The sequence below is a fragment of the Acinetobacter sp. AG3 genome, from assembly GCF_022343575.1.
Taxonomy (GTDB): domain Bacteria; phylum Pseudomonadota; class Gammaproteobacteria; order Pseudomonadales; family Moraxellaceae; genus Acinetobacter; species Acinetobacter guillouiae.
The window spans coordinates 2,421,185-2,445,130 of the sequence record NZ_JAKQZD010000001.1; the positions used below are offsets into that span (position 1 = coordinate 2,421,185).

A 23,946-nucleotide genomic window follows, 5' to 3' on the forward strand; every position below is an offset into this window, starting at 1 on the left:
AGAAATTCCTAAATATTGAAAATTGGCTTACATTGTAAAGCTAGGACGGTCCAAAGACATACTGCCTGCGAGTAATTTTTCTGCTTCCATTTTGTAATAGATGCCTTTTTCACCAGTAAGTTGAATTGCAAAACCTTGTGGCTTAATTCCATTTTGCTTTTGCGAAATCCAAATCACTTTCCCTGTTAAAGGAACTTTCTGTGATTGATCTGGCAAACCAGCCAGTACAAACACTTCATCGCCCATTTTTACAGGATTCTTTGATGGTACAAATAAGCCACCGCCTAAAATATAAGGCATATAACTGGCTTGTAAAGTTGCACGATCATTGATGTTGACTTGAATCAAACCGCCCATACGTGGTTGCATGATTATTCCCCCTGAATATTCAAATTTTATGTCACATTCATTAACTGAATCGACAATTGATCAATAATTAGATTTGTTTGTACATTTTGATCAACTTTTAGCTTCGATTGTTGTAAATCTTCATAAATAGAGAACAAGCTTTGCAATTGATACTGCGCGGCAAGCTCATCTAATTGCAAATCTGAATTCTTTACAACTTGATTCAGCTTGACACAAATTATATCTGACAACAAGTATTCAAACATTTGTAAAAAATCATAAAAGCTCAGTTCTTTATTCCATTTTGAAGCAAACTGTAAAGGCATACTTTTTTGACTGACCAGTTTTTGCCAATCTTGTAAAAACTCCCCACGTCGGTTTAACCAATCTAGCTCAGCAAGCGCCAATGCTTGCAATGGCATATTATTGGATAAATTCATTAACAAGTTAATTTTAGAATGCATTTCAGCAGGTAAATGTTGTTGCAAATATTGTTCTGAAAGCGTGGGGCTAATACGATCCATGGCAAAGTGCTGTAATCGACTACGAATCGTTGCTGGGAGCTTTAGATAATGTTCCGCAAGTAAAATAATCTGTACCCGATCACCCGGCTCTTCTAACGTTTTTAATAGTGCATTTGCAGAAGCAATGTTTAAAGCTTCTGCAGGTTCAATCACAATAACGCGCCAACCATCTACTGTTTGCTGCACAAATGGTAGTAAATCACGGATCTTCTCGATCTTAATTTTCGCGTTTTGCTTCTTATTCTCTTCATCGGTCGTGATATTAACATAGTTAGGATGGGTATCCGATTTGAGCCACTGGCAACTTGCGCACTCGCCACAAGCACCTTGTGGTGTTTTATTTAAACACAAAACCCATGATAAAAAATGTTGGGTAAATGCATGTTTACCACAGCCTTTTTTACCATAGAACAATAAACCATGCCCTAATTTTGGAAAGCGACCAGTTAAGGTTTCCCATGTTTGTTGCTGCCAAGGATAAACCTGAGAATTAGAAGCATCCATGAATCAAAAACCTAAATACAAGTGTAGTAAAAACAAGTGACGCAAAGATAAATAACGCAAATACAAGCTATTCAAAAACCGCTACATCCAAGGCGTTTAAGCGATCCAAATCTGCTTGAGTATCGACACCGGGTGGTAAGTTTACTTGTGCGATATCAATCGCAATACGATGTCCATTTTCTAAAACACGTAATTGCTCTAAGCTTTCCAACTGTTCTAAAATCCCCATATCCCAAGTGACATATTCTTGTAAAAGCTTGACACGGTAAGCGTATAAGCCCAAATGGCGATAAGCATGCTGATGTAGCTTTTGCTCAACCTGTTTAACACCCTCTCGATCGTAAGGAATTTGTGCACGACTGAAATAAAGCGCTTCGTTGAACTTTGACATCACCACTTTGACGATGCTGTCACGCTGAAACTCGTCAAACTGATGTATCGGCTCACATAAGGTCGACATTGAACAATCCGCTTTCTGTGCCAGCAACTCAGCAACTTGAATCACCAATTGTGCAGGCAACAAAGGCTCATCACCCTGTACATTCACAATAATATCCTCAGCATCCCAACCTTTGACCCGAGCAACTTCACTTAAACGGTCTGTGCCCGAAGGATGATTCGGATCAGTCATCACAACATCCACACCTTCTGCTCGGCAAAGTGCTGCAATACGCGGGTCATCTGTCGCCACACAAAGATCATCAAAGCCCTGTACTTTTTTTGCTTGATCGACCACACGTAAAATCATGGCTCGCCCATGAATTTCTAAAAGAGGCTTACCGGGAAGGCGTGAACTGGCAAAACGCGCAGGAATAACAATATGTTTCATCAAATTAACCTTGTATTAGATCAATACCAAGTTGAGTAAGTTGTTGGTTGAGTAATAGATAACATTCATCAGACAAGACTGCTCCCACTGGAACCACCCAAATCTCACGACTAAATGTAGAATGATTTTTCAATAATGGTAAAAGCTTTACCGCATCTTTTTCAGTGGTAATAATTGGATTGTTATCTTCAAACTGCAAGTCATCAATTTCATAATCATAATGGTCTGGAAATTCATGACATTGAAATTGAGTTACACCGATACTTTCCAAGGTATTATAAAAGCGTTGCGGAAAACCAATTCCAACGACTGCATAATAATCAAGTGTAGGATCAAACTGTTCAGATTGGTCAAAACTTGGATTTAATAGATAAGGTTCAGTCACTTCTAAATGCATATTGAGAGCTGAATGCGGCTGATGCGCATGCTCAATCACGGTACCGTGTTTTAAACGGCTCACTGGCTCGCGTAAATAACCTTCAGGAAGTAGCTTCTGATTGCCCAAACCTCGGTTATTATCCAGTACAATCCATTCGATTTGACGCGCCAAAGCCCAATGCTGTAAACCATCATCACTGATGATTAAATCAAGTTCATAATGTTGCAGTAGTAACTCAATATTGGCTTGGCGATTACCACCCACCACCATGGGAACATCAGTAGACTGAACAATCAAACAGGGTTCATCGCCCACTTGATCAGGCACAGAATCTAAAGTAACCAGTGCAGGGAAAGGCCCTTGCCCCCCATAACCACGACTAATCACGCCAACGCGAACATGGTGATGTTGCAAATATTTCACCAACTGGATCAATAACGGTGTCTTTCCACTCCCGCCCACAGTAATATTTCCAATAATCATCACGGGGACAGGTGCTTGATAGGTTTTTTTTATACCTTTTTGATACAGTTGCTTATTTACCGTAAAACCGAACTGATATAACCATGACAATGGCCGCAATGCAATCAACCACTTGGACTGTTTATTCCAAGCATCTTGAATGATTTGCGCAATAGACATGTTCGATTATTCCTCAAAGTTACGTTCATACAATTGATAGTAAGCGCCATGCTTCGCCAATAACTCAGTATGAGTACCTTGCTCTATGATACGCCCTTTATCCATAACCACAATCTTATCCGCTTTTTCGATCGTGGATAGACGGTGAGCAATCACTATCGTGGTTCGATTTTGATCAAGCATCGCTTCATCAAATGCTTTTTGAATAAAGTGTTCAGACTCATTATCCAAAGCACTGGTGGCTTCATCAAGGATAAGAATTGGTGCATTTTTAAGGATTGCACGTGCAATGGCGATACGTTGACGTTGACCACCTGAAAGACTTAAGCCCTGCGCACCTAAAGGTGTGTCATAACCTTTTGGTAACTCCATAATAAAGTCATGTGCATAAGCTGCTTTAGCAGCGGCAATAATGGCTTCCTCAGAGGCTTTTTCTAATTGGCCGTATGCAATATTTTCACGCACTGTTCGATCAAATAACACAACTTGCTGGTTGACCATCGCAACTTGGGTACGCAAACAACTGAGTTCAATATCTTGAATAGGCAGTTGATCTAGATAAATCTGCCCTGCACTAATTTCTTGAAAGCGCACTAACATATTCACCAAAGATGACTTACCAGCACCTGAACGCCCAACCAAAGCAATGGTTTGGCCTGCTTGTATGTCTAATGAGAAATCATCAATCCCTTTTACATTATTTTTATAAACCAAAGACACATGATCAAACTTGATATTACCCAATAATTTTGGCGTTAATGTTCCAGTATTTTCTTCTTGAGGCAGGTCTAGAACTTCAAATACAGAATATGCAGCCGCAATACCACGTTGTAATTTTTCATTGATATCTGTTAAATTTTTAATAGGCTTTGCTAACAATCCTGCTGCTGTGATATAGGCAACAAACTCGCCAGCTGAAGTATCACCTAAAATTTGTGGGCGTAATGCCAACCAAATAATGATACCTAGAGCAAAAGCCATGACCAATTGTACAAGTGGACTATTTAAGTTTTGTACAACCACCATTTTCAAACCACGTTTTAAGTTTTCTTCTGAAGACTTATAGAAACGTTTTTGTTCATTTTCCTCGCCAGCAAAGCTTTTGACAACCGCATTCGCACTGACTGTTTCTTGCACAATATGGTTGACATCCCCCATGGTATTTTGCACTTGAATAGACAGCTTACGCATGCGTTTTGAAGCTTTACGCACCAATAAACCAATAATCGGCATAAAGATAAAAATACACAAGGTTAAACGCCAATTGGTATACAGCAAATAACCCAATAAACCTAAAGCAATTGCACCATCACGAATTAATGTTTTTAACGATTCAGAGGAAGCTGCGGTTAACTGCTCCACGTTATACATAATTTTTGCAGTGATGTGACCTGATGAATTATCCAAATAATACTGTGCGGGTAGTTTTAACAGTTTGGCATAAACTTCTTGACGAATACTAAATACCAAACTTCTTGAGATGACTGCAGTAAAGTAGCCACCCATAAACAACCCTAAGCCACGGAAAAAAATCAACAAGATAATTAGCGCTGGAAACCAATCAAGATCTCCACGATTACCATCTTGAATTGCATCAATAATATATTTAAGTAATTTCGCTACAGAAACTTCAGTTGCCGCATTTACGCCAAATCCAATAATAACGAGTAAGGCTGCCCCCCAGTACGGCTTTAAATACGCCAAAAGACGGACATAGACCTTAAAATCTTGATTCACTAATTAATAACCTCGAGATGGAACTTTGGTACTGATATTGATGTTAACGAAACCGAGCTGTCCTGCGACATCCATCACTCGTATAACATCTTGATGCGTCGCTTTGGCATCTGCAGCAATCACAAACATCAGATCACGATTGTCATTTGCTGCTTGCTTAATTGCAGTACTTAAATCAGCCGACTCTTTACTCGAAAGTGCCTGCCCATTTACTGCATAATGCCCTGCCGAGTCTACCATGACTTCAATTTTATTTTTGTATTCTTTTGGCGGAACACCTTGTGCATCCGGTAAAGAAAGATTGATCCGACTTTGCTGGTTAAAGGTGGTGGTCAGTAATAAAATCACCAATATAAATAACAAGCAATCAATCAATGGCGTAAGATTGATATGAATATCTTCAACTGTTCTGCGTCTAAATTTCATGAAACACCCCTAAAACGGATTTAACCAGCTTTCTTTTTTTCATTTTCAAGGTGTTTCTGAAAAAATAAGGCGGCATGAAATAAAGTCGACTGTTGCTCGAGTTCAGCCACATATTCCTGAACTAGGCGCTGAAAATAACGGTAGGCAAATAGTGCTGGAATAGCAATTACCATACCCGCAGCTGTGGTAATTAATGCCTTAGAAATACCTGGAATCATCATGGTTGGATTGGCATTCGTACCTAAATCAATCACCAAAAAGGATTCGATAATCCCAATCACTGTACCCAATAGCCCCAATAACGGTGCAACAGCGCTCAATGTACCTAAGAAATTGATATTTTTTTCTAAATATCCAATTTCGCGCGAAGCAGTCGCTTCCATCTGAGCACGTGCAAATGCCTCGCCTTGAGCGTAAGCATCAATACCATCTTTAAAAATATAGCCCAATGCCGTTTGGCAAACCGCTTGATCTTGTTCCATTTCATCTAAAACATCGTCAACACTGCGGCCTTTTTGCATCATAAGCGACTTAGGTAGAACTAAAGATCGTTTCAGCCGTATAAATCTCTCGATTGAAATCGCAACAGTAAAAATTGAACATAAAACCAATGGCAGCATTAACCAACCGCCGGCTTTAACAAGTTCCCACATCTTTAGTTCCCCAAATTAATTAAATCGCTTAAACATTATTGTTCTGGTAAACAGATATTTAAAATTCCATCTAACTCATCAAGCGAGTTATAACTGATGACCAGCTTGCCTTTACCCTGTTTGTTATAGTCTAATTTTACACTGGCACTAAAGCGCTCTGACAGTTTCTGAGTCAGTTGTTGCACATCTGGCGCAAGTGGATTTTTAGATTTTTCCTGCTTTGGCGTATTCCAATCACGCACCAACTGCTCGGTTTGACGAACAGACAAACTCTTATCAATCACGATTTTTGCAATTTGCAATTGATCTTTAGCTTTTAGGGTCAATATCGCACGGGCGTGCCCCATGTCCAACAGACCTTGTTGCATTAAATCTTTGATTTCATCTTCTAGACTTAATAAACGCAATAAATTACTTACGGTAGTGCGTGCTTTACCTACAGTGTCTGCAATTTCTTGATGACTAAGCCCAAATTCTTCATGGAAGCGTTGTAATGCCAGTGCTTGATCAACTGGGTTTAAATCTTGACGCTGAATGTTTTCGATCAATGCCAAGGCAATCGCAACTTGATCGGTCAAATCACGTACAATTGCAGGGATTTCAGTCAAACCCGCCAATTGTGCCGCACGCCAACGACGTTCACCTGCAATGATTTCATAGGGAGTTTCGTCATTTTCAATCGGACGAATCACAATCGGCTGCATTACACCATGTTTTTTAATTGACGCTGCAAGTTCTTGTAAATCTTGCTCACCAATAAAACGACGGGGTTGATATGCACCACGTTTTAATTGGGTTACATCCATCTGTTTTAATTGGCCATGATCCAATGCTTGAACTTCAAGTTGTAATTTTTCTTTTTGGATTGAACCTAATAATGCATCTAAGCCACGACCCTTTGCCAACCCTCTTTTTTTCACGGTCATGCTTTATTTCCTTTTTTCACTTTACTCTTTTTCAACATTTCAGCTGCTAAATTTAAATATGCAATTGCACCTTTAGAGCTTTTCTCAAAATAAATAATCGGTAATCCATGTGCTGGCGCTTCGGCCAAGCGCACATTACGCGGAATCACTGTATCATAAAGTTTCTTACCAAAATACTGTTCTAATTCGGCAGAAACATCACGGGTGAGTGCATTACGTGCATCATACATGGTACGAAGCACCCCAATAATTTCCAATTCAGGGTTTAACGCCTGTTGAATTTTATCAATGGTCTGGGTCAGATCTGCCAATCCTTCTAATGCATAATACTCACATTGCATTGGAATAATCACTGCATCGACTGCGGCTAAAGCATTGACCGTAATTAAACTTAAACTTGGTGCACAATCAACAATAATATAATCAAAGTCTTTTTCAATTTGCTGTAAAGCGTTACGCAAAATAAACTCACGTCCATCTTGCTCTGCGATTGCCAGTTCAACACCTGCCAAATCACGATTTGAGCCAAGCACTTTATAACCGACTTCAGCTTTACTAATTGCAGTTTCAATCGGTACTTCACCCAGAAGTACATCGGTGACTGAATACAACAAATCATTTTTTTGAATACCCGACCCCATGGTAGCATTACCCTGAGAGTCCATATCCACCAATAAAACACGCTTTTTCAACACTGCCAAAGAGGCAGCCAAATTCACGGCTGTCGTGGTTTTACCTACGCCACCTTTCTGGTTTGCGATAGCAATAATTTGAGCCATGGTAACCCCAACCCTTAGTCTGTTTTAAATCTGTTTTAATAAAAGTAAATGACGTTGTTCGTCCAACCGAGGTACATGCAATTCAATAATGTCACAACTCCACTTGTCTTTTAAAGCATCAACTTCTTCAGTGGGAATCAAACCTTTCATTGACGCAATGATACTGCGTTCATGCATATAAGGTTTTGAAGCTGTCACAAAATCTGTCAATGAAGCAAATGCACGACTGGTGATCACATCAAATTGCCCAAGATCATGGATACTATCTTCATTTTCTACACGTGTCTGAACTGCGACAACATTTTTTAGTTTTAAATCTGCAATAAACTGTTTCAGAAAACGAATTTTCTTACCATTTGAATCCAACAAAACACAATGGCGTTCAGGTTGGCACAGTGCAATGATCATCCCTGGCATACCCCCGCCTGTACCAATATCGAGTAAACGACCAGCGGGTAAATCATTTAAAATACTTAAGCTATCCAATAAATGTTTAACCAACATTTCTTTTGGATCGCGAATCGCCGTTAAGTTATAAGCTTTGTTCCACAGGACGAGCGCATCTTGATATTGCAACAATAATCCTAATGCTTCATCACCAAGTTTTAAGCCAAGCTTTAGACTGCCTTGCTTTAACTCTTGAAAAAATGGATGCATGATCAAATAACATCTCTAAAAAGTTAGCTGAAAGTATACCTATTTCTCGCCCGTGGAACAGTAGTTAACGATGAGTTAATACGCACTTAGGCGTATTTATCCTCACTTAACTATACTCGCCCTGTCTTATTTGCCAATCCAAGGCTGTTAAACGCTCAGGTGTACCCACATCAACCCACGTTGCCTGCATTTTCTCAGCCGAGATTTTACCGTCTAGCATGCCTTGTTTAAGCAAGGGTGCAAGTGGTCTTTTACCCTGTTCCAGACCATCAAACATTTTTGGGTTAATCACAGCGACACCACTATAAGTTAAATTTTCACCTTGCTGATTTTGCTCAAAGGTATAAGCGCGACCATTTGCCAAGGTAAAATCGCCCTGTGGATGCTGTTCAGGATTATTGACAAAAACCAAATGTGCAAGATCATCGGCAAGATTGATATCTAATAATGATGCAAAATCAAAAGTGGTCCATACATCACCATTGACCAGAATAAAAGGTTGATCACCGAGAAGCGCTAAGGCATTGATAATCCCACCTGCGGTTTCCAAGCCCTCATCTTCACGCGTCCAGCGAATAGTCACACCAAATTGTGAGCCATCACCCAAGGTACCAATCAGAATATCTGCCAACCATGCAGAATTAATCACGATTTCAGTCACACCGATTTTTTTTAATTTTTCTATATGCCATACAATCAGTGCTTTGCCGCCGACTTCTAATAAAGGCTTTGGCTTATAGAGGGTCAGAGGTCGCATTCTATTGCCTAGCCCCGCAGCTAAAATCATTGCTTTCATGCTGCAATCACCTCATATACGCCATATTTTTCTTCAAATTTTGGTAAAACCCGTGCATGAATAAAATGCATAAACGGTTGTAATTCTGGGTAAGGTTTTGATTCTTCCAATAAGTACCACATGACACGAGGCAAATCTTTGAGATAACCAGATTTACCATCACGCTCAAACAAACGCACAAAAATACCTAAAATTTTGATATGGCGCTGAATTGCCATAAAGTCAGCATCTTGTTTGAATTGATCAAAATCACGATCTTGCTTGGCAGATTCTGGTAACAAGTCATAAAACACTTTAAACCACCCATACACACGCTCAGGACCCCACTGTACGTAGGCATCACGGGTAATCGAAATCAAATCATAGGTGTCCGCACCAATCACTGCATCTTGAAAATCAATCACACCTTGGTCTTTCTCAGCTTCAAGAATCATCAGATTACGACTATGGAAATCACGATGTACGATTACTTGATGTTGTGCCAAAGCTGCATTGGCAAGAATAGCAAAAGTTCGTTTAATTAACCCAAGCTCTTCATCTGTTACTTGGATAGCTAATGAGGGCAACAACCAATCCGTCAACAATTCCATTTCTGAGATCAGCTTTTCATAGGCATATGCTGGCAAGTGTGATGAATCAGCAGCAATAGACTGCAACTGCACCAACTGCTTAAAACTTTGCGCATAATGTGCATCTACCGTTTGATCATTCAATTGTGTAGATAGCAAGACATCGCCAAAATCTTCAAGTAACAACAAACCTTGATCTAAGTCCTTAGCAACAATATGAGGTACACGCACCCCATTTGTGTCAAAGAATTCATCAATCGCAACAAAAGGACGACAATCTTCCTTCTCAGGAGGTGCATCCATAAGCATAAATGTTTTATTATTCAAGGTAATTCGTGCATAACGACGGAAACTCGCATCGCCTGCTAAAAAATTGATTTCAAATTGATCTGAACTGAGTACAGATGTTAACCATGTTTGTATCAATTGTTCACGTTGTGTATTCATTTGCAATTTAATCTAATTCAGGCTGAATTTTTGAAGTGCTAAGTGTAGCTACTTATCGACTTTTTCTCTATGATGCGACAATAATTAATTGCGATTAGCATATTTGGTTAACGAGACAAATGAAGCATCAGTTTAAATTTAATCCTTTAGCGACTGCTATTTTGACACTTCTTTGTGGAAGTTCAGTATCCAGCTATGCTGAATCGACAGACACTGTTTCTGAAGTTAATAATAAGCAACTGAATGCAGCCATCAAAGAAAGCTTTGCAGGGCAAAATTTCTTTGAACAATATTATGTGGACAAAAACTCACCTGAAGCACAGGTACGTGATTTAAAAAATCCAAGTACCCGTTATTGTGAAGGTGTCTGGGTTACACCTTTTAGCACCCAAGCTAAATCAACAAACCCAGAAGAAGCATCATCTGTGATTACTGCAGATAATGGTTATTACAATCCCAATGGCGACTCTTTCCTGTCTGGTGATGTGGTCATTGACCAATCTGGACGTATGATCCGTGCCGATGAAGTGACCATTGATAAAACACAAACTTTCGCCAAAGCGAAAGGCAATGTACAAATGGCACAAGGTGGTATCATCGCGCAAAGTGATCAAATCGATTACAACCTGAAAGATGAAACTGGGCAGCTAAATAATAGTTTCTATATTGCAGAATTGACCCACGCACATGGTCATGCAGAAAAAATAGAAAGAACTTCGCCAACCAATATCGTCCTTGAAAATGCCACCTACACCACCTGCCCACCCGATGAAAAACCCACTTGGAAAATTCAGGCCAATAAAATTGAATTGGATCAAGATACTGGTCGAGGTGTAACGCGTGGGACCAAACTCTATGTTAAGGATGTGCCTGTACTCGCAGTTCCATATTTTAACTTCCCAATCGATGACCGCCGTACTACGGGGATTTTAAATCCTAGTTTCGGCTTTACCAATGATGGTGGTTTTGAACTTGCAGTTCCCGTTTATTTAAATTTGGCACCCAACTATGATGCCACTATTACACCACGGCTGATTACTGACCGCGGTCTTATGGCTCAAGGTGAGTTTCGCTATTTAACTGAGAACTTTGGTGCTGGTAGTGTTTGGGGAAGTTACTTACCTTCTGACCGTGATTATAATGATGAAGATCGTAAAGACCTGCATTTCCTACACAAGTGGGATATCACTAAACAATGGTCAACCAACTTAGAATATAACTACGTTTCTGATAAAGATTTTTTCTCAGATCTAGATAACAACCCAAACACTCGTACAGAGCTGAATCAACGTCGTGCATGGGAACTCAACTACAATCACGGTATTCCAGGCTTAAAAGCTCAACTTAAAGTTGAGGACTTCCAAACCCTTGATAAAACCATCAAAGATGTAGATAAACCTTACGCCCGCCTACCTCAGTTTTTACTGAACTATGTCGCTGGAAATCCGCAAGGTTTGGAATACGAATTTAACAACGATACTGCGTATTTCCAAAAAGACATCAATGATGCCGATTATAACAACCAGCCAAGTGGTACACGTTTATATAACCAATTTGCGACACGTTATAATTTCCGTAATCCATGGTCTTTTGTGATTCCTGAAGTCTCTGTTCGAAGTTTAAATACTTTCTATGATCAAACCACAGTAGATCAACTTAATTTAAATAACCAAAGCCAAGATAGCAAAAACAAATCCGTTGTTGTTCCTCAATTTACTTTGGATACGGGGCTAACATTTGAAAAGGACGGAAAATTTCTCCAAACCATTACACCTCGCGCTTTCTATACGTATGCACCATATAAAAATCAAACAGGTTATCCAAACTTTGATTCAACAACAGCTTCTATCAGCTATGATCAATTGTTTAGCCCGTACCGCTTTTATGGACATGACCGTTTAGAAGACAATAACTTTTTATCTCTTGGTTTAAGTTATAGCTTATTTGATACAGTCGGCTTAGAGCGCTTAAGAGCCAGTATTGGTCAAAGTTATTATTTTGATGATCGAAAAGTTACTTTACTCAACAATACAGATGATTTAGACAGAGAAAAACATACTGGTCCTGTGCTGAGCCTTTCTAGCCAACTTTCACAAAACTTCACACTGAGTACCAATTCAGCGTGGATGTCAAATGGTGATAGCGCTCAACATGACTTCCAATTGTATTATACAGGCCAACGCGGAAACCTTTATAACGTTGGTTATTTTTATCGCAATAACCTCCCTGACCGTCAACGTGCATATGATCAAGCAGTTGCATCATTTATACAGCCTGTAAAAGACAACTGGCGTATTATGGGACATGTTCAATATGACCTTGACAACCATGTCGCACGCGAATATTTATTGGGTGTGAATTATGAATCTTGTTGTTGGGGAATTTCCGTCTATGGTCGCTCGTACTTTAATGATCTAGATGACGTTTCTCTTCCTGATACAAAGCCAAAACGCGCAGTGATGGCTGAGATCACACTAAAAGGACTTGGTGGTTTGAACAACAAGTTAAGTTCATTACTTGAAAATCGTATTTTAGGTTTTGATAAAGCTAATCAATCTTGGACACATTAATGAAGACGCAAAAATTTAAAAAATTATTTAAAGCATCAACCTTAGCTTTACTCATCTCCACCTCGGTATCAGTTTATGCTGCTCCGCAGGACCAAATCATTGCAATTGTTGGTTCTACAGCAATTTTAAAAAGTGATTTAGACCAAGGTGTTGCTGAAGCGACACATCGACTTCAGGCACAAAAGAAAGAAATCCCACCACAAAACATTCTGCAACAGCAAGTACTGAGTCAGCTCATCACCCATGATGCACAGCTTGAACAAGTGAAGAAGTATGGCTTAAAAGCAGATGAAAAAAGCTTAAATGAAGCCGTATTGAAAGTTGCCCAACAATCTGGTGCAAATTCTTTAGAAGCTTTTCAAAAAAAATTAGATGCTGTTGCACCGGGTACCTATGAATTACTGCGTAACCGTGTTGCGGAAGATTTACTCATTCAACGATTGAGTCAACAACAAGTGATGTCTCGTATCAAGATCACTGACCTTGATGTTGAAAACTTCTTAAAATCACCTGAAGGTCAAGCTGCTGTTGGTAGTCAAGTCCATGTACTACATATGCGTATTTCAGGAGAAGCGCCTGCAAGCGAGTTAGAAAGTATTGCAAAAGCAGTCCGTACTGACTTAAAAGATAGCAATGACGTTAAAAGCATAGAAAAGAAATTTAGCACAGCTCAAGTTAAAGTTGATGGTGCTGATATGGGCTTCCGTCCGCTTTCAGATATCCCAACAGATCTTGCTGCACGTGTTACTACCCTTGAGCCAGGACAAACCACTGACTTAATTCCAGCAAAAGACGGCGTTCATGTTTTAAAATTATTAGAAAAAAAATCGAATGAGCAAAAAGCTTTAGTTCCGCAATTTAATACGCGTCATATTTTGATTAAAACATCAGAAGTTGTTAGCCCTGAAAATGCAAAGCAAACCATTGACAGTATTTATAACCGCTTAAAAGCGGGCGATGATTTTGCTACGCTTGCTTCAACCTATTCAAATGACCCTGGTTCTGCTCGTGATGGCGGAAGTCTGGGTTGGGTAAGCCCTGGTATGATGGTTCCTGAATTTGACAAACTTATGCAGAGTTCGCCAGTCAACGAAATCAGCAAACCATTTCAAACTCAGTTTGGCTGGCATATTCTCCAAGTTACAGGCACACGTCAACAAGATATGACCTCAGAGTACCAAAAGCGTATGGCTCGCCAAATTTTAGGTGAACGTCAATTCGAATCAGAATATGACGGCTGGTTAAGAGAGTTACGTGCAAATACTTACATTGAAATCAAAGACCCAAGCCTAGATCCAAAGAAAAATGAAAGTTAAGTCTATGCTAAGTCGTTAAATTAAAAACCAGTGCTTTTGCACTGGTTTTTTTATCTCTAAATTTAATTTTAGAAAGTGTCAACCTTATCGAGGATGGGACAACCAATAAAAAAGAGACGCCAATTTGGCGTCTCTTTTACAATCGTTCTTGTTAAATCAAGAAATTAACGATTGTTTTCATCTTCTTGTGAATCTTCAAATTTTGTTTCGCCGCCAAAGTCAGTACCTTGACCGCCGAAGCTACCTTGACCACCGAAGCCACCTTGACCACCGAAGCCACCTTGACCGCCGAAGCCACCTTGGCTACCGAAGCCACCTTGACCACCGAAACCGCCTTGTTGACCACCAAAGCCGCCTTGTTGACCACCGAAGCCGCCTTGACCACCGAAGCCACCAGCTTGACCGCCGAAGCCGCCAGCTTGACCGCCGAAGCCACCAGCAGCGCCTTGAGCACCAGCAGGAGCACCAGCAGGACGTGGATTACGTGCAGGTACTACAGTTGAAATAGCATGCTTATAAACCATTTGGCTTACTGTGTTTTTCAACAAAACAACATACTGGTCAAAAGATTCAATATGACCTTGTAATTTAATACCGTTTACAAGAAAAATAGAAACAGGAATACGTTCTTTACGGAGAGAATTTAAGAACGGATCTTGTAAAGTTTGACCTTTAGACATTTTATACTCCAAAAAAAATTAAAATCAGCGCAAAAACTACCTTTATTTTTCAATTAAAATTTATAAAAAAGGTAGTTGTTAAATTTTGCTTTATCCGTATAAGTTTCGCAAGTCTTCTTGTGCTTGGTTTATCGTAAAAAAAGTTTGAAAAGAGTGTGTTTCTTGCAAAGATCGTAACCATGTGTATTGACGTTTTGCTAATTGTCGTGTCGCAAATAGTGCTTTATCCTTCATTTGACGCTCACTTTCTTGACTCAAATCACTGTTTTTTAAAAAATCTATCGCCTGTCGGTATCCAACAGAGCGTGAAGAAGGTAAATTTTCTTCGAGATCGTATTTTTTCATAAGATTTTCAACCTCATTTAAAAATCCGATTTCCCACATTTTTTCCAAACGAAGTTCAATTCTCTTGTGCAGCTCTAGGCGATCAGGCAATAAAGCATAATTATGAAAATCATATCGGTACGGTTGATTCTTCGGTTGTTCCGCCTGTAGTTGAGTAATCGGACGACCAGTAATTTTATACACTTCTAAAGCGCGAATGATTCTTTGCTTATCACTGACTTTAAATTTTTCACCTGCCAATACATCAACAGATTTTAATTCATCATACACCGATTGCCAGCCTTCCGTTTCACCTTTTAACTCAATCGCAGCACGAATCGCGTAATCAGCACTCGGTAAATTTGTAGAAAGCCCCTCAAGCAACGCTTTAAAATATAGCATTGTACCGCCAACTAAAATAGGTGTTTTACCGCGTGCATGGATATCATCAATCAGTTGACAAGCATCCTCGACAAATTCAGCAGCGGAATAAACCTCAAGTGGGGTAATAATATCAATCAAATGATGCGGATAACGCTCCTGCTCTGCTTTGGTTGGCTTTGCAGTACCAATATCCATATCTTTATAGACCAAGGCAGAATCTACAGAAATAAGCTCATAATTCCCATGATCATACAATTCACATGCCAAAGCAGTTTTACCGCTTGCGGTTGGTCCCATTAAATTGATGACGGGCAATTGATTTGACATGTACAACTACTCTCCTCGAGCAAATAATTTATCTAATTGGGGCAATGGAAATGCACGCCATGTTGGTCGACCATGATTACACTGACTGGCAAATTCTGTGTGTTCCATTTGACGCAACAAAGCATTCATTTCGGAAAGACTTAGCATCCGATGGGCACGCACTGCACCATGGCATGCCATGCCTGCTAAAATTTGATCACGCTTTTGCTGTAGCGCCTGCGCTTCATCATTTGGATCTAAATCATTGAGTAATTCAGGTACCAAGGATTCAAAATCTGCTTTATGTAAAATCGCAGGTACACCACGTACAATCACTTGATCATCACCATATTGATCGATTTCTAGGCCTAAGCGTTCCAACTGTGGTTTTAAATCATCAACACGGGTTGCCTGCATACGGGTAATCGAAATGACTTTAGGAATAAGCAATTGCTGTGAGGTCCAAAATTCTGGTTTATCCCATGCAGATTTCATTTGTTGTAGCAAAATACGTTCATGCGCTGCATGCATATCAACAATAATCAGGCCTTCCGTATTCTGTGCAAGAATATAAATTCCATGTAATTGCGCTATTGCAATTCCCAACGGATATTCATCAACCTGATGGGCCTGTTTATTTTGGATCTCTTGTACAGATCGCTCATAGGACGCTTGATCTGTTAATTCTTGATCAGCATCCCCAGACTCACGTAAAGGGGCTAAATAGTTTTTCAAGGCGTTATTGAGTTGCTGAGTGCCACGATACGGCTGTTGTGGTTCATAGTGGGAATAATTGACTGTTTGGGCTTGTGTATCCCTAAAATCTGTTAGACCACTATGCTGTATAGACCCATCTGAATTGCTTCGGCTATTTTGATCACTTACATGTTGCTCAGTTGGCGCATTGCGATGTAAATGAAATTGTTCCTGATAGCGTGGCTGCGCTGACAATGCTTGATTTTCTGTTGCTCCATCCTGCTTCATTGCAGAAGATAAATCCGCAGTTGCAGTTTGGAATTGAGATAAGGTGTCTTTAGCAAAATGTCGTACAAACTCATGTACTTCACGCTGATTAAGGAAGCGGATTTCATGTTTAGTTGGATGCACATTGACATCAATATTTTCAGGATCAACTTCTAAAAACAGCAAATACGCTGCATGTTGATGTCCATGCAAAATACCATCATATGCCATACGCAAAGCATGAGAAATGGTTTTATCTTTGACAATACGACCATTCACATAGACATATTGCAAATCGGCTTGTGCTCGCGCATCTGAAGGATGTCCTAACCAGCCTGATAAACGCATACTAATACTGTCTGCGTCTATCCAGTAAGCATTTTCAGTAAATTGGCGCCCCAATAATTGCTGTACCCGTTGAAATCTTAGCTCACCACTATCTGCAATCGGCAAATTAAGACGAATGTTGTCATTATGTTCTAAAACAAAGCGGATATCGAAATGCGTAAGCGCCATTCGACGTACAATTTCTTCAATATGACCAAATTCAGTACTTGGTTTCTTTAAAAATTTACGCCGCGCAGGCACATTAAAAAACAAATCCTGAATACGGATATGTGTACCTTGTTGGGTTGCTACCGCTTGAATATCTTGATGGTCAAATGCTGTACCATTAACTTCCAGTTGGTAACCGACACCTGAATCATCCTGACTACTGGTTAAGGTTAAACGCGAAACCGCTGCGATTGAGGCAAGCGCCTCTCCACGAAAGCCCAAACTCACAATTGCATGTAAATCTTCAGCAGATTGAATTTTACTGGTTGCATGACGGGTGACTGAAAGTGCTAGATCCTCAGCGTGAATACCTCGACCATTGTCAATAATTTCAATCAGGGTACTGCCGCCATTTGCCACACGAATAATCAGCTCAGTCGCACCTGCATCAATCGAGTTTTCAAGCAACTCTTTCACTACAGATGATGGTCGTTCAATCACCTCACCTGCAGCAATTTGGTTGGCCAGTGCTGGATCTAAGTTTTGGATACGTCTTAAACTGATATCTTCGCGTTGCATTCAATTAACCTAAAAATTTAAATAAATTAAAATATATGATGGGCTTAAAATGCTGAAAACATTGATCAAGTCAACGCTTCAATCAATTCAGCAGAAATACTTTCAATGACCACTTCTCGTGCAGCCTCATCTTCTGTTTTTAAAATGCGAATGACATGATCTGGCTGTGGAATTTCATCACCGCCCTTAGAAGGCCATTCAAACAAGAATAAAGCATTCTCGACCTCAAAATAATCACGAATACCCATCAATTCAAGCTCATAAGGATCATTTAAACGGTATAAGTCAAAATGAAACACCTCTTTCGCATTGATATTATAAGGTTCCACCAAGGTATATGTTGGACTTTTAACCGCACCCTGATGACCTAAACTTTGCAACCAATAGCGTGTAAGTGTGGTTTTACCTGCCCCCAAGTCACCGATTAAATAAATCACGCCTTTTGCAATATGTTGAGCTAACTTTTGTGCCAACATTTGGGTGTCTTGTTCATTGCTCAGACTTAATTTATATGAATATTGCATAACGCTCACGACATGATTCAAACCAGACAATATGATAGCATTGCGTGACTTTAAAACCTATGTTGCATTGTTTAGAAATCATGTTTTGATACTTTCCAACACGCTTAGACAACTCACTTTAAACTTATCTGCATAAAAAATACGCTTATGAAACCCGCCACCCCTGTTTCAGAATATCAACCGCCAATGAGAGATGGTGTAACTGCATCAAAAGTTTATCTCCCCAAGCGAGCAGATTTACCTAAAAATTTATTCAGTTATTTATGTGAGCATTTTCCACATATTCCAGCCAATGAATGGCAACAACGTTTTCAAGACCAACTCATCATCGATATGCAAGGTCAAGCATTAACCGTTGATCAGCCTTATCTAGAGAATACCCATCTTTACTACTATCGATTTCTCCCCCATGAAATTCATGTGCCATTTCAAGAAAAGATATTGTTTGAAAATGAAGATTTAATCGTGGTAGACAAGCCTCACTTTTTAACCATCAGCCCTTCTGGGCAATATATACAAGAAACCTTATTAGTTCGTTTAAAAAAAACCACAAACAACCCAGACCTTACCCCAATTCATCGCTTAGATCGGGAAACTGCTGGCGTTGTATTGTTTTCCAAACGGTCTCAAACACGTGGTTTATATCAACAAATGTTTGCTGAGCGACAAGTCAATAAGACCTATCAAGCGATTGCTCAATTCAATGCTAATTTAAAATTTCCATGTGCTGTGGACTTGAGAATGGAAAAGGGCGAACCCTTTTACACCATGAAAGTTGTTGAGGGAAAATCAAACTCATATACCGAAATTGATCTGATTGAACACAATCAAATTTGGGCAAAATACTTATTAAAGCCGACTACAGGTAAACAACATCAATTACGAGTGCATTTAAATTGGTTAAATATTCCAATTAAAAACGATCCTTTTTATCCGCAAGTTCTACATAAAGATGCTGCTGATTTTTCACAACCTTTACAGCTATTAGCCAAGAAAATTGAGTTCCTTGATCCGATTACACAAGCCGAATATTGCTTTTGTTCTGACTATGAATTGACACTGTAATTTTGACGTAATGACAAATATATGACTTTTTGACGATTAAGCATTGAAATTCCGAAAGCTTTGATTAAAATAAGCATTCAAACTCAAATTTTGTTTGGTCACTATTCATGAGAAAAACCGAAGTCTATCAAGTACGTCTTGATTCACAAGAAAAAAAACTAGCATTTGCTGTTTTTAAACAATTGGGGATTACGCCTGCACAAGCAGTTCGACTGTTTTTTAAACAAGTTGTCATCACAAAATCCATCCCTTTCGCCATAGAAAATCAAAATATCAATATGGATCAGTTATTCAAGCTGAGAAAACTTAAGCAAGACCAACAAAACGGACAACTGAATTCTTCTGTTGATTTAAATGATGACGATGAAGATCTATTTGCAGAGTTAAATGCCATCTTGGGTGAAAGTGACAAAAAATAACACTGTCGCATTTTTAAACAAATAATTAAGTTTACTTTTCTATTTTTTGGTTATGCTCTTTTGCAAAGATAAAAATCATTGCAAGGAGTAATAAATGATCGTTAGACGAGCGACCAAAGAAGATTTAAATCAACTTGCTACTTTATTTGATGAATATCGCCAATTTTACGGTGCATCTTCCAATATCCAACAGTCCTTTAATTTTTTAAAACAACGTTTTGAAAATAAAGAAAGTGTTATCTTCATCCATGTAAAAGATGATGTTTTTACAGGCTTTGTGTTGTTATACCAAGGCTTTTCATCTGTTTCCTGTTCAAAGTACTATATTTTAGATGATGTGTATGTAACACCTGTTTTTCGTCGACAAGGTTCTGCCAAACAACTGATTGATACTGCAATTCTGTTTGCACGCCATGAAGATGCGCAACGAATCAGTTTAGAAACCCAGAAAAATAATTACCATTCACATCAGCTCTATGAGCAAATGGGCTTTGTAAAAGACAATGAATTCCAGACATTTCATTGTTTCCTTAAGTAGTTTTTTACAATGCATTTTTTAATCAATTCAATGTCGGTTTCCACATCTTTGCGAATTTAAGTACATTGGGTATCATGTCCTGTGAAATAGGAAAAACCACAGCACAGGATTTCTTAGCATCCAATACTGTACTTTCATGTCCTAAATAACACTTTAATTGAGCAATTTTATCAAATTCTTTTTGATTCACCTTGACCACAACTTTACGAAAAGAATGTTCTAACCAATTTTTATAACTTTCAGCATCAGCATCTTGAACAAATTGTAAGTGCGCAGCCAAGACTGCATACGCAACAAGGGTTGGAACCATAAAGTCTGGCATTTCATCTAAAACAGCAATATAGAGCTTTAAAGCCATGATCAAATCACTATTTGTTCATTTTGACTATTTCTAGCAGCATTCACCTGATCTTCTGTCAAATAGACCCACTCACCTTCAACTAATTCTTTGAGTGCTAATTGCCCGACTTGTGCACGATGCAAGCTTTCAACCTTATTCCCCACAGCAGCCAACATCCGTTTGACTTGATGATAAACCCCTTGGTGCACAGTCATTTGTAATGCATATTCAGCCAAGCGCTGTACATCTGTTGCTGCAAAGGTACCCTTTTCATTGCGTAATTCTACACCCTGTTCAAGTTGTTGAATCTGATCATCTGTAATCGGATCGGCTGTTTGTATTTGATAAACTTTAGCCACATGCTTTTTAGGATGAGTCAATGCTTGCAAAAACTGCCCATCATCCGTCAGTAGCAATAAACCCGTCGTATCCTGATCTAAACGACCAACAGTTTGTAAACCACGGTTCATAAGGACATCATCGAATAAATCAAAAACACTAAAATGGTGTGTTGATTGATGGGAACATTCGTAGTCCTGCGGTTTATTTAAGGCAATATAGACTTTTTCACGGTATTGAAATGTTTCGGTATACACTGAAAATACTAGGTTTTGAGGATCAAGTTTAAATTTGGGGTCGGTAACGACCTCGTTTTGGATTTGAATTGCACCATTTTTAATGAGTTGTTGGCAATGCTTACGTGAACCAAAGCCTTGTGATTGCAACATTTTTTCCAAGAACATAAATCAATACCTTAAAAATTCACGATACATTTTAAAGTATCGTGAATTGAAACCCAAACAACATTCAGACTTTTTTAGCCTTATTGATTAATCAATAGATGCTTTTATCAGGTATTAAAGATAAATGACTTATGTACAGCAACACCCGCCAGTGCCCCATCTGCGACTGAGAAAGCAACTGACCCACCTGAACGGGTAATATCACCACAAGCATATATCCCTTTAAGATTGGTTTCTTTCATGGCTGTGGTTTGAATGGCTTCACTATATTCATTTATATCAAGCACTATCCCCAGTTTTTTAACCCAAGGAGCGTTGATGCGCATAAAAGTGGAAACAAATAATCCATCTAATTGAACCTGCTCACCATCTTCAAAGACTAAATCACAATGATTGTGGATTTTGACAATTTTGCGTGTATCCAATTTCACATTTCTTTGTTTAAGCTGCTCAAGTGTGACGGGATCTAATTCAGCTTGTGAAATTACATCATTTAAAAATAAAGTGGTATTGCCCCAGTCGGGTAACATCAATGCCATATGGATCGAATGTAGACCTGAACATAACATTCCAAGTGTTCCAAGATTTAACTCATAGCCATCACAGTATGGACAATGAAAAATGCTTTTCCCCCACCGTTCTGCTAAACCATCGATTTCAGGTAAATCATCTTTAACACCTGTAGCAATAATTATTTTTTTGACTGGAATGGTTGTAAACCTGTCATCGGCTTGGTCTATTTGAACCTCATATTGCTGCCCGACAGCCCTCACATCGGTGACGGATGCGTTAATACATGACAAAGTTTGGTATTTGTCTAACTGTAATTTTGCATCACGAATAATTGCTGCTGGCGTATTGCCATCTTGGGTTAAGAAATTATGCGAATGTTCAGCAAAACGATTACGACGCATGCCTGCATCAATCATTAACACTTTTTTTCTAGCACGAAGCAATGGTAATGCTGCTGATAAACCTGCATAACTCCCACCAATAATTACGACGTCATAGTTCATTTTCAATACCAATAAGTAACTTTTAAAGTTACTATATTGAGTTATTTTTCTAATTGCAACTTTTAATGTTACAATTAACAAAAGAGCGTTGACTTAAAAACTATGCGTAAAGACAGTAAGCTTTCTCGAATGTTGCATGTGCTATTACATATGGCCCGTGAAAAAAAACCGTTCACCTCTGAACAAATTTCAATCATGTTAGACACCAATCCTGTCGTAGTACGTCGTACCATGTCTGGTTTAAAAAAAGCAGGCTTTGTGCATGCAGACAAAGGCCCCGGTGGAGGCTGGACCTTAGTACAAGCTTTAGAGGAAATATCTTTATTTGATATTTATCAGGCTGTTGGAGAACCTACTATTTTTGCCATTGGCAATGAACAAGAAACACCCAACTGTCTGGTTGAATTGGTGGTGAATAAGGCTTTAAACCAAGCCATGCAAGAAGCACAAAACATTTTAATACAAAAACTTAAATCAACAAATCTGTCTAAACTGGCGCAAGACTTTGAGTATGAATGGAATTTATTGGGTGCTGAAACTGAAAAATTTATTGTTCACTAAATCCACACTCGACTGAATTTAAATGTGAATCATTGCCAGACAAGGCAAATTCACATACCGCTTTTTAGTATAATGAATGGATATATTAATTTTTAATGCTGAATATTGATGAGTCTTTCTAGTCTAGACCTAAATTTAATTGTGCTCCTTGTTTTATTGGCCTGCGGCATTTTTAGTCACAATACTGCGGTCACCATTGCAGCTGGGGTTTTGATCGTCTTTAGAATCACACCATTAAGTGAATTTTTCCCATTATTACAAACTCACGGTTTAGAAGTCGGCATTATTATTTTAACCATTGGCGTACTTACTCCAATTGCCAGTGGCAAAATCCCCGGTGATGTCATCTTAAAATCATTTATGCACTGGAAATCATTAACAGCCATTGCGATCGGTTTATTGGTCGCATGGTTAGGTGGTCGTGGCGTTTCCTTAATGAGCAGCCAACCCAATGTTGTTGCAGGCTTATTGATTGGAACAGTCGCTGGAGTTGCACTGCTCAGAGGTGTTCCTGTGGGTCCATTGATTGCTGCAGGAATCCTATCTTTACTGATTGGAAAAACTTAAGGTATTTTAAAATCACCAATTGTGTATCTAAAAAGAATGTGCTCGCTGAACTTTATCAATAGGCTTACTTTCGCCAGTAATTCTATTGATAAAGGGTGAATTTAGAATTTTTCACACATCATTGATCATCCTTCCACTACTTTAATAAGATTAATTTTTTAAAATCTACTCATTATATTAGGAATCTTGCATAAGTCTTTTTTAAAACCAAAGCTCAGCGTAAAATCCCCCTCATTCTAGCCTTCTCTCAAAGGGAAAAAAGAACGTTCAATCCCCATACAACTCACTTTCCATGATCTTTTTTGACTTTTAAAAGATCTTTATTCATCAGATAAATAAC

General features: G+C 39.0%; 26 protein-coding genes. 7 read left to right on the top strand and 19 right to left on the bottom strand.

Annotated elements, in window-relative coordinates; all coding sequences use genetic code 11:
* Positions 1–27: 27 nt before the first annotated feature.
* The 12 genes from L3V46_RS11325 to L3V46_RS11380 all read right to left on the bottom strand — a co-directional run bounded on the left by L3V46_RS11325 (position 28) and on the right by L3V46_RS11380 (position 10,216).
* On the bottom strand, positions 28–369 hold the full coding sequence (locus L3V46_RS11325) for a PilZ domain-containing protein (protein WP_004821228.1): 342 nt from the start codon (positions 367–369) through the stop codon (positions 28–30).
* A gap of 26 nt (positions 370–395) precedes the next feature.
* Positions 396–1,376: a DNA polymerase III, delta' subunit gene (locus L3V46_RS11330; protein ID WP_004821226.1), complete on the bottom strand. Its 981-nt coding sequence runs from the start codon at positions 1,374–1,376 to the stop codon at positions 396–398.
* 67 nt (positions 1,377–1,443) lie between these two features.
* Entirely contained in the window at positions 1,444–2,205 is a 762-nt protein-coding gene (gene kdsB, locus L3V46_RS11335; protein WP_004821225.1) for a 3-deoxy-manno-octulosonate cytidylyltransferase, read from the bottom strand.
* A gap of 4 nt (positions 2,206–2,209) precedes the next feature.
* Positions 2,210–3,226 (bottom strand): tetraacyldisaccharide 4'-kinase, encoded by a 1,017-nt coding sequence (lpxK, locus tag L3V46_RS11340; RefSeq protein ID WP_239045729.1) that lies wholly within the window; start codon positions 3,224–3,226, stop codon positions 2,210–2,212.
* A gap of 6 nt (positions 3,227–3,232) precedes the next feature.
* Positions 3,233–4,963, bottom strand: coding sequence for a lipid A export permease/ATP-binding protein MsbA (msbA, locus tag L3V46_RS11345; RefSeq protein WP_034610206.1), 1,731 nt, complete (start codon positions 4,961–4,963; stop codon positions 3,233–3,235).
* 3 nt (positions 4,964–4,966) lie between these two features.
* On the bottom strand, positions 4,967–5,389 hold the full coding sequence (locus L3V46_RS11350; RefSeq protein ID WP_004821219.1) for a biopolymer transporter ExbD: 423 nt from the start codon (positions 5,387–5,389) through the stop codon (positions 4,967–4,969).
* Positions 5,390–5,409: 20 nt separating this feature from the next.
* A complete protein-coding gene (locus tag L3V46_RS11355) occupies positions 5,410–6,042 on the bottom strand; it encodes a MotA/TolQ/ExbB proton channel family protein (RefSeq protein ID WP_004821216.1) in 633 nt (210 codons plus the stop codon).
* Positions 6,043–6,077: 35 nt separating this feature from the next.
* Positions 6,078–6,968, bottom strand: a complete 891-nt coding sequence (locus L3V46_RS11360) for a ParB/RepB/Spo0J family partition protein (protein WP_034610204.1) — start codon at positions 6,966–6,968, stop codon at positions 6,078–6,080.
* Entirely contained in the window at positions 6,965–7,747 is a 783-nt protein-coding gene (locus tag L3V46_RS11365) for a ParA family protein (protein ID WP_004720853.1), read from the bottom strand. Before L3V46_RS11365 ends, L3V46_RS11360 begins: the two co-directional genes overlap by 4 nt.
* 24 nt (positions 7,748–7,771) lie before the next feature.
* On the bottom strand, positions 7,772–8,404 hold the full coding sequence (gene rsmG, locus L3V46_RS11370) for a 16S rRNA (guanine(527)-N(7))-methyltransferase RsmG (protein ID WP_239045730.1): 633 nt from the start codon (positions 8,402–8,404) through the stop codon (positions 7,772–7,774).
* A 106-nt stretch (positions 8,405–8,510) separates the two neighbouring features.
* The gene (gene murU, locus L3V46_RS11375; protein ID WP_239045731.1) at positions 8,511–9,200 is read right to left on the bottom strand and encodes an N-acetylmuramate alpha-1-phosphate uridylyltransferase MurU; all 690 of its coding nucleotides are present in this window, start codon (positions 9,198–9,200) and stop codon (positions 8,511–8,513) included.
* Positions 9,197–10,216, bottom strand: a complete 1,020-nt coding sequence (locus tag L3V46_RS11380) for a phosphotransferase (protein WP_239045732.1) — start codon at positions 10,214–10,216, stop codon at positions 9,197–9,199. Before L3V46_RS11380 ends, murU begins: the two co-directional genes overlap by 4 nt.
* A gap of 119 nt (positions 10,217–10,335) precedes the next feature.
* Here L3V46_RS11380 and L3V46_RS11385 point away from each other — a divergent pair, with 119 nt between their 5' ends.
* Positions 10,336–12,786: an LPS-assembly protein LptD gene (locus tag L3V46_RS11385; protein WP_239045733.1), complete on the top strand. Its 2,451-nt coding sequence runs from the start codon at positions 10,336–10,338 to the stop codon at positions 12,784–12,786.
* Positions 12,786–14,102, top strand: coding sequence for a peptidylprolyl isomerase (locus L3V46_RS11390; RefSeq protein ID WP_004821208.1), 1,317 nt, complete (start codon positions 12,786–12,788; stop codon positions 14,100–14,102). The genes L3V46_RS11385 and L3V46_RS11390 overlap by 1 nt, the downstream gene beginning before the upstream one ends.
* Positions 14,103–14,266: 164 nt before the next feature.
* Here the strand turns inward: L3V46_RS11390 and hfq are convergent, their stop codons facing one another.
* The 4 genes from hfq to tsaE form a co-directional block, all read right to left on the bottom strand.
* Entirely contained in the window at positions 14,267–14,782 is a 516-nt protein-coding gene (gene hfq, locus L3V46_RS11395; protein ID WP_239045734.1) for an RNA chaperone Hfq, read from the bottom strand.
* 90 nt (positions 14,783–14,872) lie between these two features.
* Entirely contained in the window at positions 14,873–15,817 is a 945-nt protein-coding gene (gene miaA / locus L3V46_RS11400; RefSeq protein ID WP_004720866.1) for a tRNA (adenosine(37)-N6)-dimethylallyltransferase MiaA, read from the bottom strand.
* Positions 15,818–15,823: 6 nt separating this feature from the next.
* On the bottom strand, positions 15,824–17,833 hold the full coding sequence (gene mutL, locus L3V46_RS11405; RefSeq protein ID WP_239045735.1) for a DNA mismatch repair endonuclease MutL: 2,010 nt from the start codon (positions 17,831–17,833) through the stop codon (positions 15,824–15,826).
* Between the two features lie 65 nt (positions 17,834–17,898).
* A complete protein-coding gene (gene tsaE, locus L3V46_RS11410) occupies positions 17,899–18,357 on the bottom strand; it encodes a tRNA (adenosine(37)-N6)-threonylcarbamoyltransferase complex ATPase subunit type 1 TsaE (RefSeq protein ID WP_239045736.1) in 459 nt (152 codons plus the stop codon).
* A gap of 147 nt (positions 18,358–18,504) precedes the next feature.
* On the opposite strand from tsaE, the gene L3V46_RS11415 reads away from it, so the two are divergent.
* The 3 genes from L3V46_RS11415 (at position 18,505) to L3V46_RS11425 (ending at position 20,379) form a co-directional block, all read left to right on the top strand.
* On the top strand, positions 18,505–19,422 hold the full coding sequence (locus L3V46_RS11415; protein WP_239045737.1) for a pseudouridine synthase: 918 nt from the start codon (positions 18,505–18,507) through the stop codon (positions 19,420–19,422).
* A gap of 107 nt (positions 19,423–19,529) precedes the next feature.
* A complete protein-coding gene (locus L3V46_RS11420; protein ID WP_004720870.1) occupies positions 19,530–19,841 on the top strand; it encodes a type II toxin-antitoxin system RelB/DinJ family antitoxin in 312 nt (103 codons plus the stop codon).
* Positions 19,842–19,935: 94 nt separating this feature from the next.
* Positions 19,936–20,379, top strand: a complete 444-nt coding sequence (locus L3V46_RS11425; RefSeq protein ID WP_004821200.1) for a GNAT family N-acetyltransferase — start codon at positions 19,936–19,938, stop codon at positions 20,377–20,379.
* 22 nt (positions 20,380–20,401) lie between these two features.
* On the opposite strand, the gene L3V46_RS11430 is transcribed toward L3V46_RS11425, so the two are convergent.
* The 3 genes from L3V46_RS11430 to L3V46_RS11440 form a co-directional block, all read right to left on the bottom strand.
* On the bottom strand, positions 20,402–20,737 hold the full coding sequence (locus L3V46_RS11430) for a hypothetical protein (protein ID WP_239045738.1): 336 nt from the start codon (positions 20,735–20,737) through the stop codon (positions 20,402–20,404).
* 2 nt (positions 20,738–20,739) lie between these two features.
* The gene (locus L3V46_RS11435) at positions 20,740–21,462 is read right to left on the bottom strand and encodes a pseudouridine synthase (protein WP_239045739.1); all 723 of its coding nucleotides are present in this window, start codon (positions 21,460–21,462) and stop codon (positions 20,740–20,742) included.
* A gap of 107 nt (positions 21,463–21,569) precedes the next feature.
* Complete coding sequence (locus L3V46_RS11440; protein WP_239045740.1) at positions 21,570–22,478, bottom strand: NAD(P)/FAD-dependent oxidoreductase; 909 nt, start codon at positions 22,476–22,478, stop codon at positions 21,570–21,572.
* 102 nt (positions 22,479–22,580) lie between these two features.
* Here L3V46_RS11440 and L3V46_RS11445 point away from each other — a divergent pair, with 102 nt between their 5' ends.
* Positions 22,581–23,039: an Rrf2 family transcriptional regulator gene (locus L3V46_RS11445; protein WP_239045741.1), complete on the top strand. Its 459-nt coding sequence runs from the start codon at positions 22,581–22,583 to the stop codon at positions 23,037–23,039.
* Positions 23,040–23,147: 108 nt separating this feature from the next.
* Positions 23,148–23,606: a DUF441 domain-containing protein gene (locus L3V46_RS11450; protein ID WP_004720882.1), complete on the top strand. Its 459-nt coding sequence runs from the start codon at positions 23,148–23,150 to the stop codon at positions 23,604–23,606.
* Positions 23,607–23,946 lie beyond the last annotated feature (340 nt).

What these genes read in the sequence shown, in the direction of transcription:
- L3V46_RS11325 (WP_004821228.1), bottom strand. Translation starts at nt 369, where the DNA reads ATGCAACCACGTATGGGCGGTTTGATTCAAGTCAACATCAATGATCGT.
- L3V46_RS11330 (WP_004821226.1), bottom strand. Translation starts at nt 1,376, where the DNA reads ATGGATGCTTCTAATTCTCAGGTTTATCCTTGGCAGCAACAAACATGG.
- kdsB (WP_004821225.1), bottom strand. Translation starts at nt 2,205, where the DNA reads ATGAAACATATTGTTATTCCTGCGCGTTTTGCCAGTTCACGCCTTCCC.
- lpxK (WP_239045729.1), bottom strand. Translation starts at nt 3,226, where the DNA reads ATGTCTATTGCGCAAATCATTCAAGATGCTTGGAATAAACAGTCCAAG.
- L3V46_RS11350 (WP_004821219.1), bottom strand. Translation starts at nt 5,389, where the DNA reads ATGAAATTTAGACGCAGAACAGTTGAAGATATTCATATCAATCTTACG.
- L3V46_RS11355 (WP_004821216.1), bottom strand. Translation starts at nt 6,042, where the DNA reads ATGTGGGAACTTGTTAAAGCCGGCGGTTGGTTAATGCTGCCATTGGTT.
- L3V46_RS11360 (WP_034610204.1), bottom strand. Translation starts at nt 6,968, where the DNA reads ATGACCGTGAAAAAAAGAGGGTTGGCAAAGGGTCGTGGCTTAGATGCA.
- L3V46_RS11365 (WP_004720853.1), bottom strand. Translation starts at nt 7,747, where the DNA reads ATGGCTCAAATTATTGCTATCGCAAACCAGAAAGGTGGCGTAGGTAAA.
- rsmG (WP_239045730.1), bottom strand. Translation starts at nt 8,404, where the DNA reads ATGCATCCATTTTTTCAAGAGTTAAAGCAAGGCAGTCTAAAGCTTGGC.
- murU (WP_239045731.1), bottom strand. Translation starts at nt 9,200, where the DNA reads ATGAAAGCAATGATTTTAGCTGCGGGGCTAGGCAATAGAATGCGACCT.
- L3V46_RS11380 (WP_239045732.1), bottom strand. Translation starts at nt 10,216, where the DNA reads ATGAATACACAACGTGAACAATTGATACAAACATGGTTAACATCTGTA.
- L3V46_RS11385 (WP_239045733.1), top strand. Translation starts at nt 10,336, where the DNA reads ATGAAGCATCAGTTTAAATTTAATCCTTTAGCGACTGCTATTTTGACA.
- L3V46_RS11390 (WP_004821208.1), top strand. Translation starts at nt 12,786, where the DNA reads ATGAAGACGCAAAAATTTAAAAAATTATTTAAAGCATCAACCTTAGCT.
- hfq (WP_239045734.1), bottom strand. Translation starts at nt 14,782, where the DNA reads ATGTCTAAAGGTCAAACTTTACAAGATCCGTTCTTAAATTCTCTCCGT.
- miaA (WP_004720866.1), bottom strand. Translation starts at nt 15,817, where the DNA reads ATGTCAAATCAATTGCCCGTCATCAATTTAATGGGACCAACCGCAAGC.
- mutL (WP_239045735.1), bottom strand. Translation starts at nt 17,833, where the DNA reads ATGCAACGCGAAGATATCAGTTTAAGACGTATCCAAAACTTAGATCCA.
- tsaE (WP_239045736.1), bottom strand. Translation starts at nt 18,357, where the DNA reads ATGCAATATTCATATAAATTAAGTCTGAGCAATGAACAAGACACCCAA.
- L3V46_RS11415 (WP_239045737.1), top strand. Translation starts at nt 18,505, where the DNA reads ATGAAACCCGCCACCCCTGTTTCAGAATATCAACCGCCAATGAGAGAT.
- L3V46_RS11420 (WP_004720870.1), top strand. Translation starts at nt 19,530, where the DNA reads ATGAGAAAAACCGAAGTCTATCAAGTACGTCTTGATTCACAAGAAAAA.
- L3V46_RS11425 (WP_004821200.1), top strand. Translation starts at nt 19,936, where the DNA reads ATGATCGTTAGACGAGCGACCAAAGAAGATTTAAATCAACTTGCTACT.
- L3V46_RS11430 (WP_239045738.1), bottom strand. Translation starts at nt 20,737, where the DNA reads ATGGCTTTAAAGCTCTATATTGCTGTTTTAGATGAAATGCCAGACTTT.
- L3V46_RS11435 (WP_239045739.1), bottom strand. Translation starts at nt 21,462, where the DNA reads ATGTTCTTGGAAAAAATGTTGCAATCACAAGGCTTTGGTTCACGTAAG.
- L3V46_RS11440 (WP_239045740.1), bottom strand. Translation starts at nt 22,478, where the DNA reads ATGAACTATGACGTCGTAATTATTGGTGGGAGTTATGCAGGTTTATCA.
- L3V46_RS11445 (WP_239045741.1), top strand. Translation starts at nt 22,581, where the DNA reads ATGCGTAAAGACAGTAAGCTTTCTCGAATGTTGCATGTGCTATTACAT.
- L3V46_RS11450 (WP_004720882.1), top strand. Translation starts at nt 23,148, where the DNA reads ATGAGTCTTTCTAGTCTAGACCTAAATTTAATTGTGCTCCTTGTTTTA.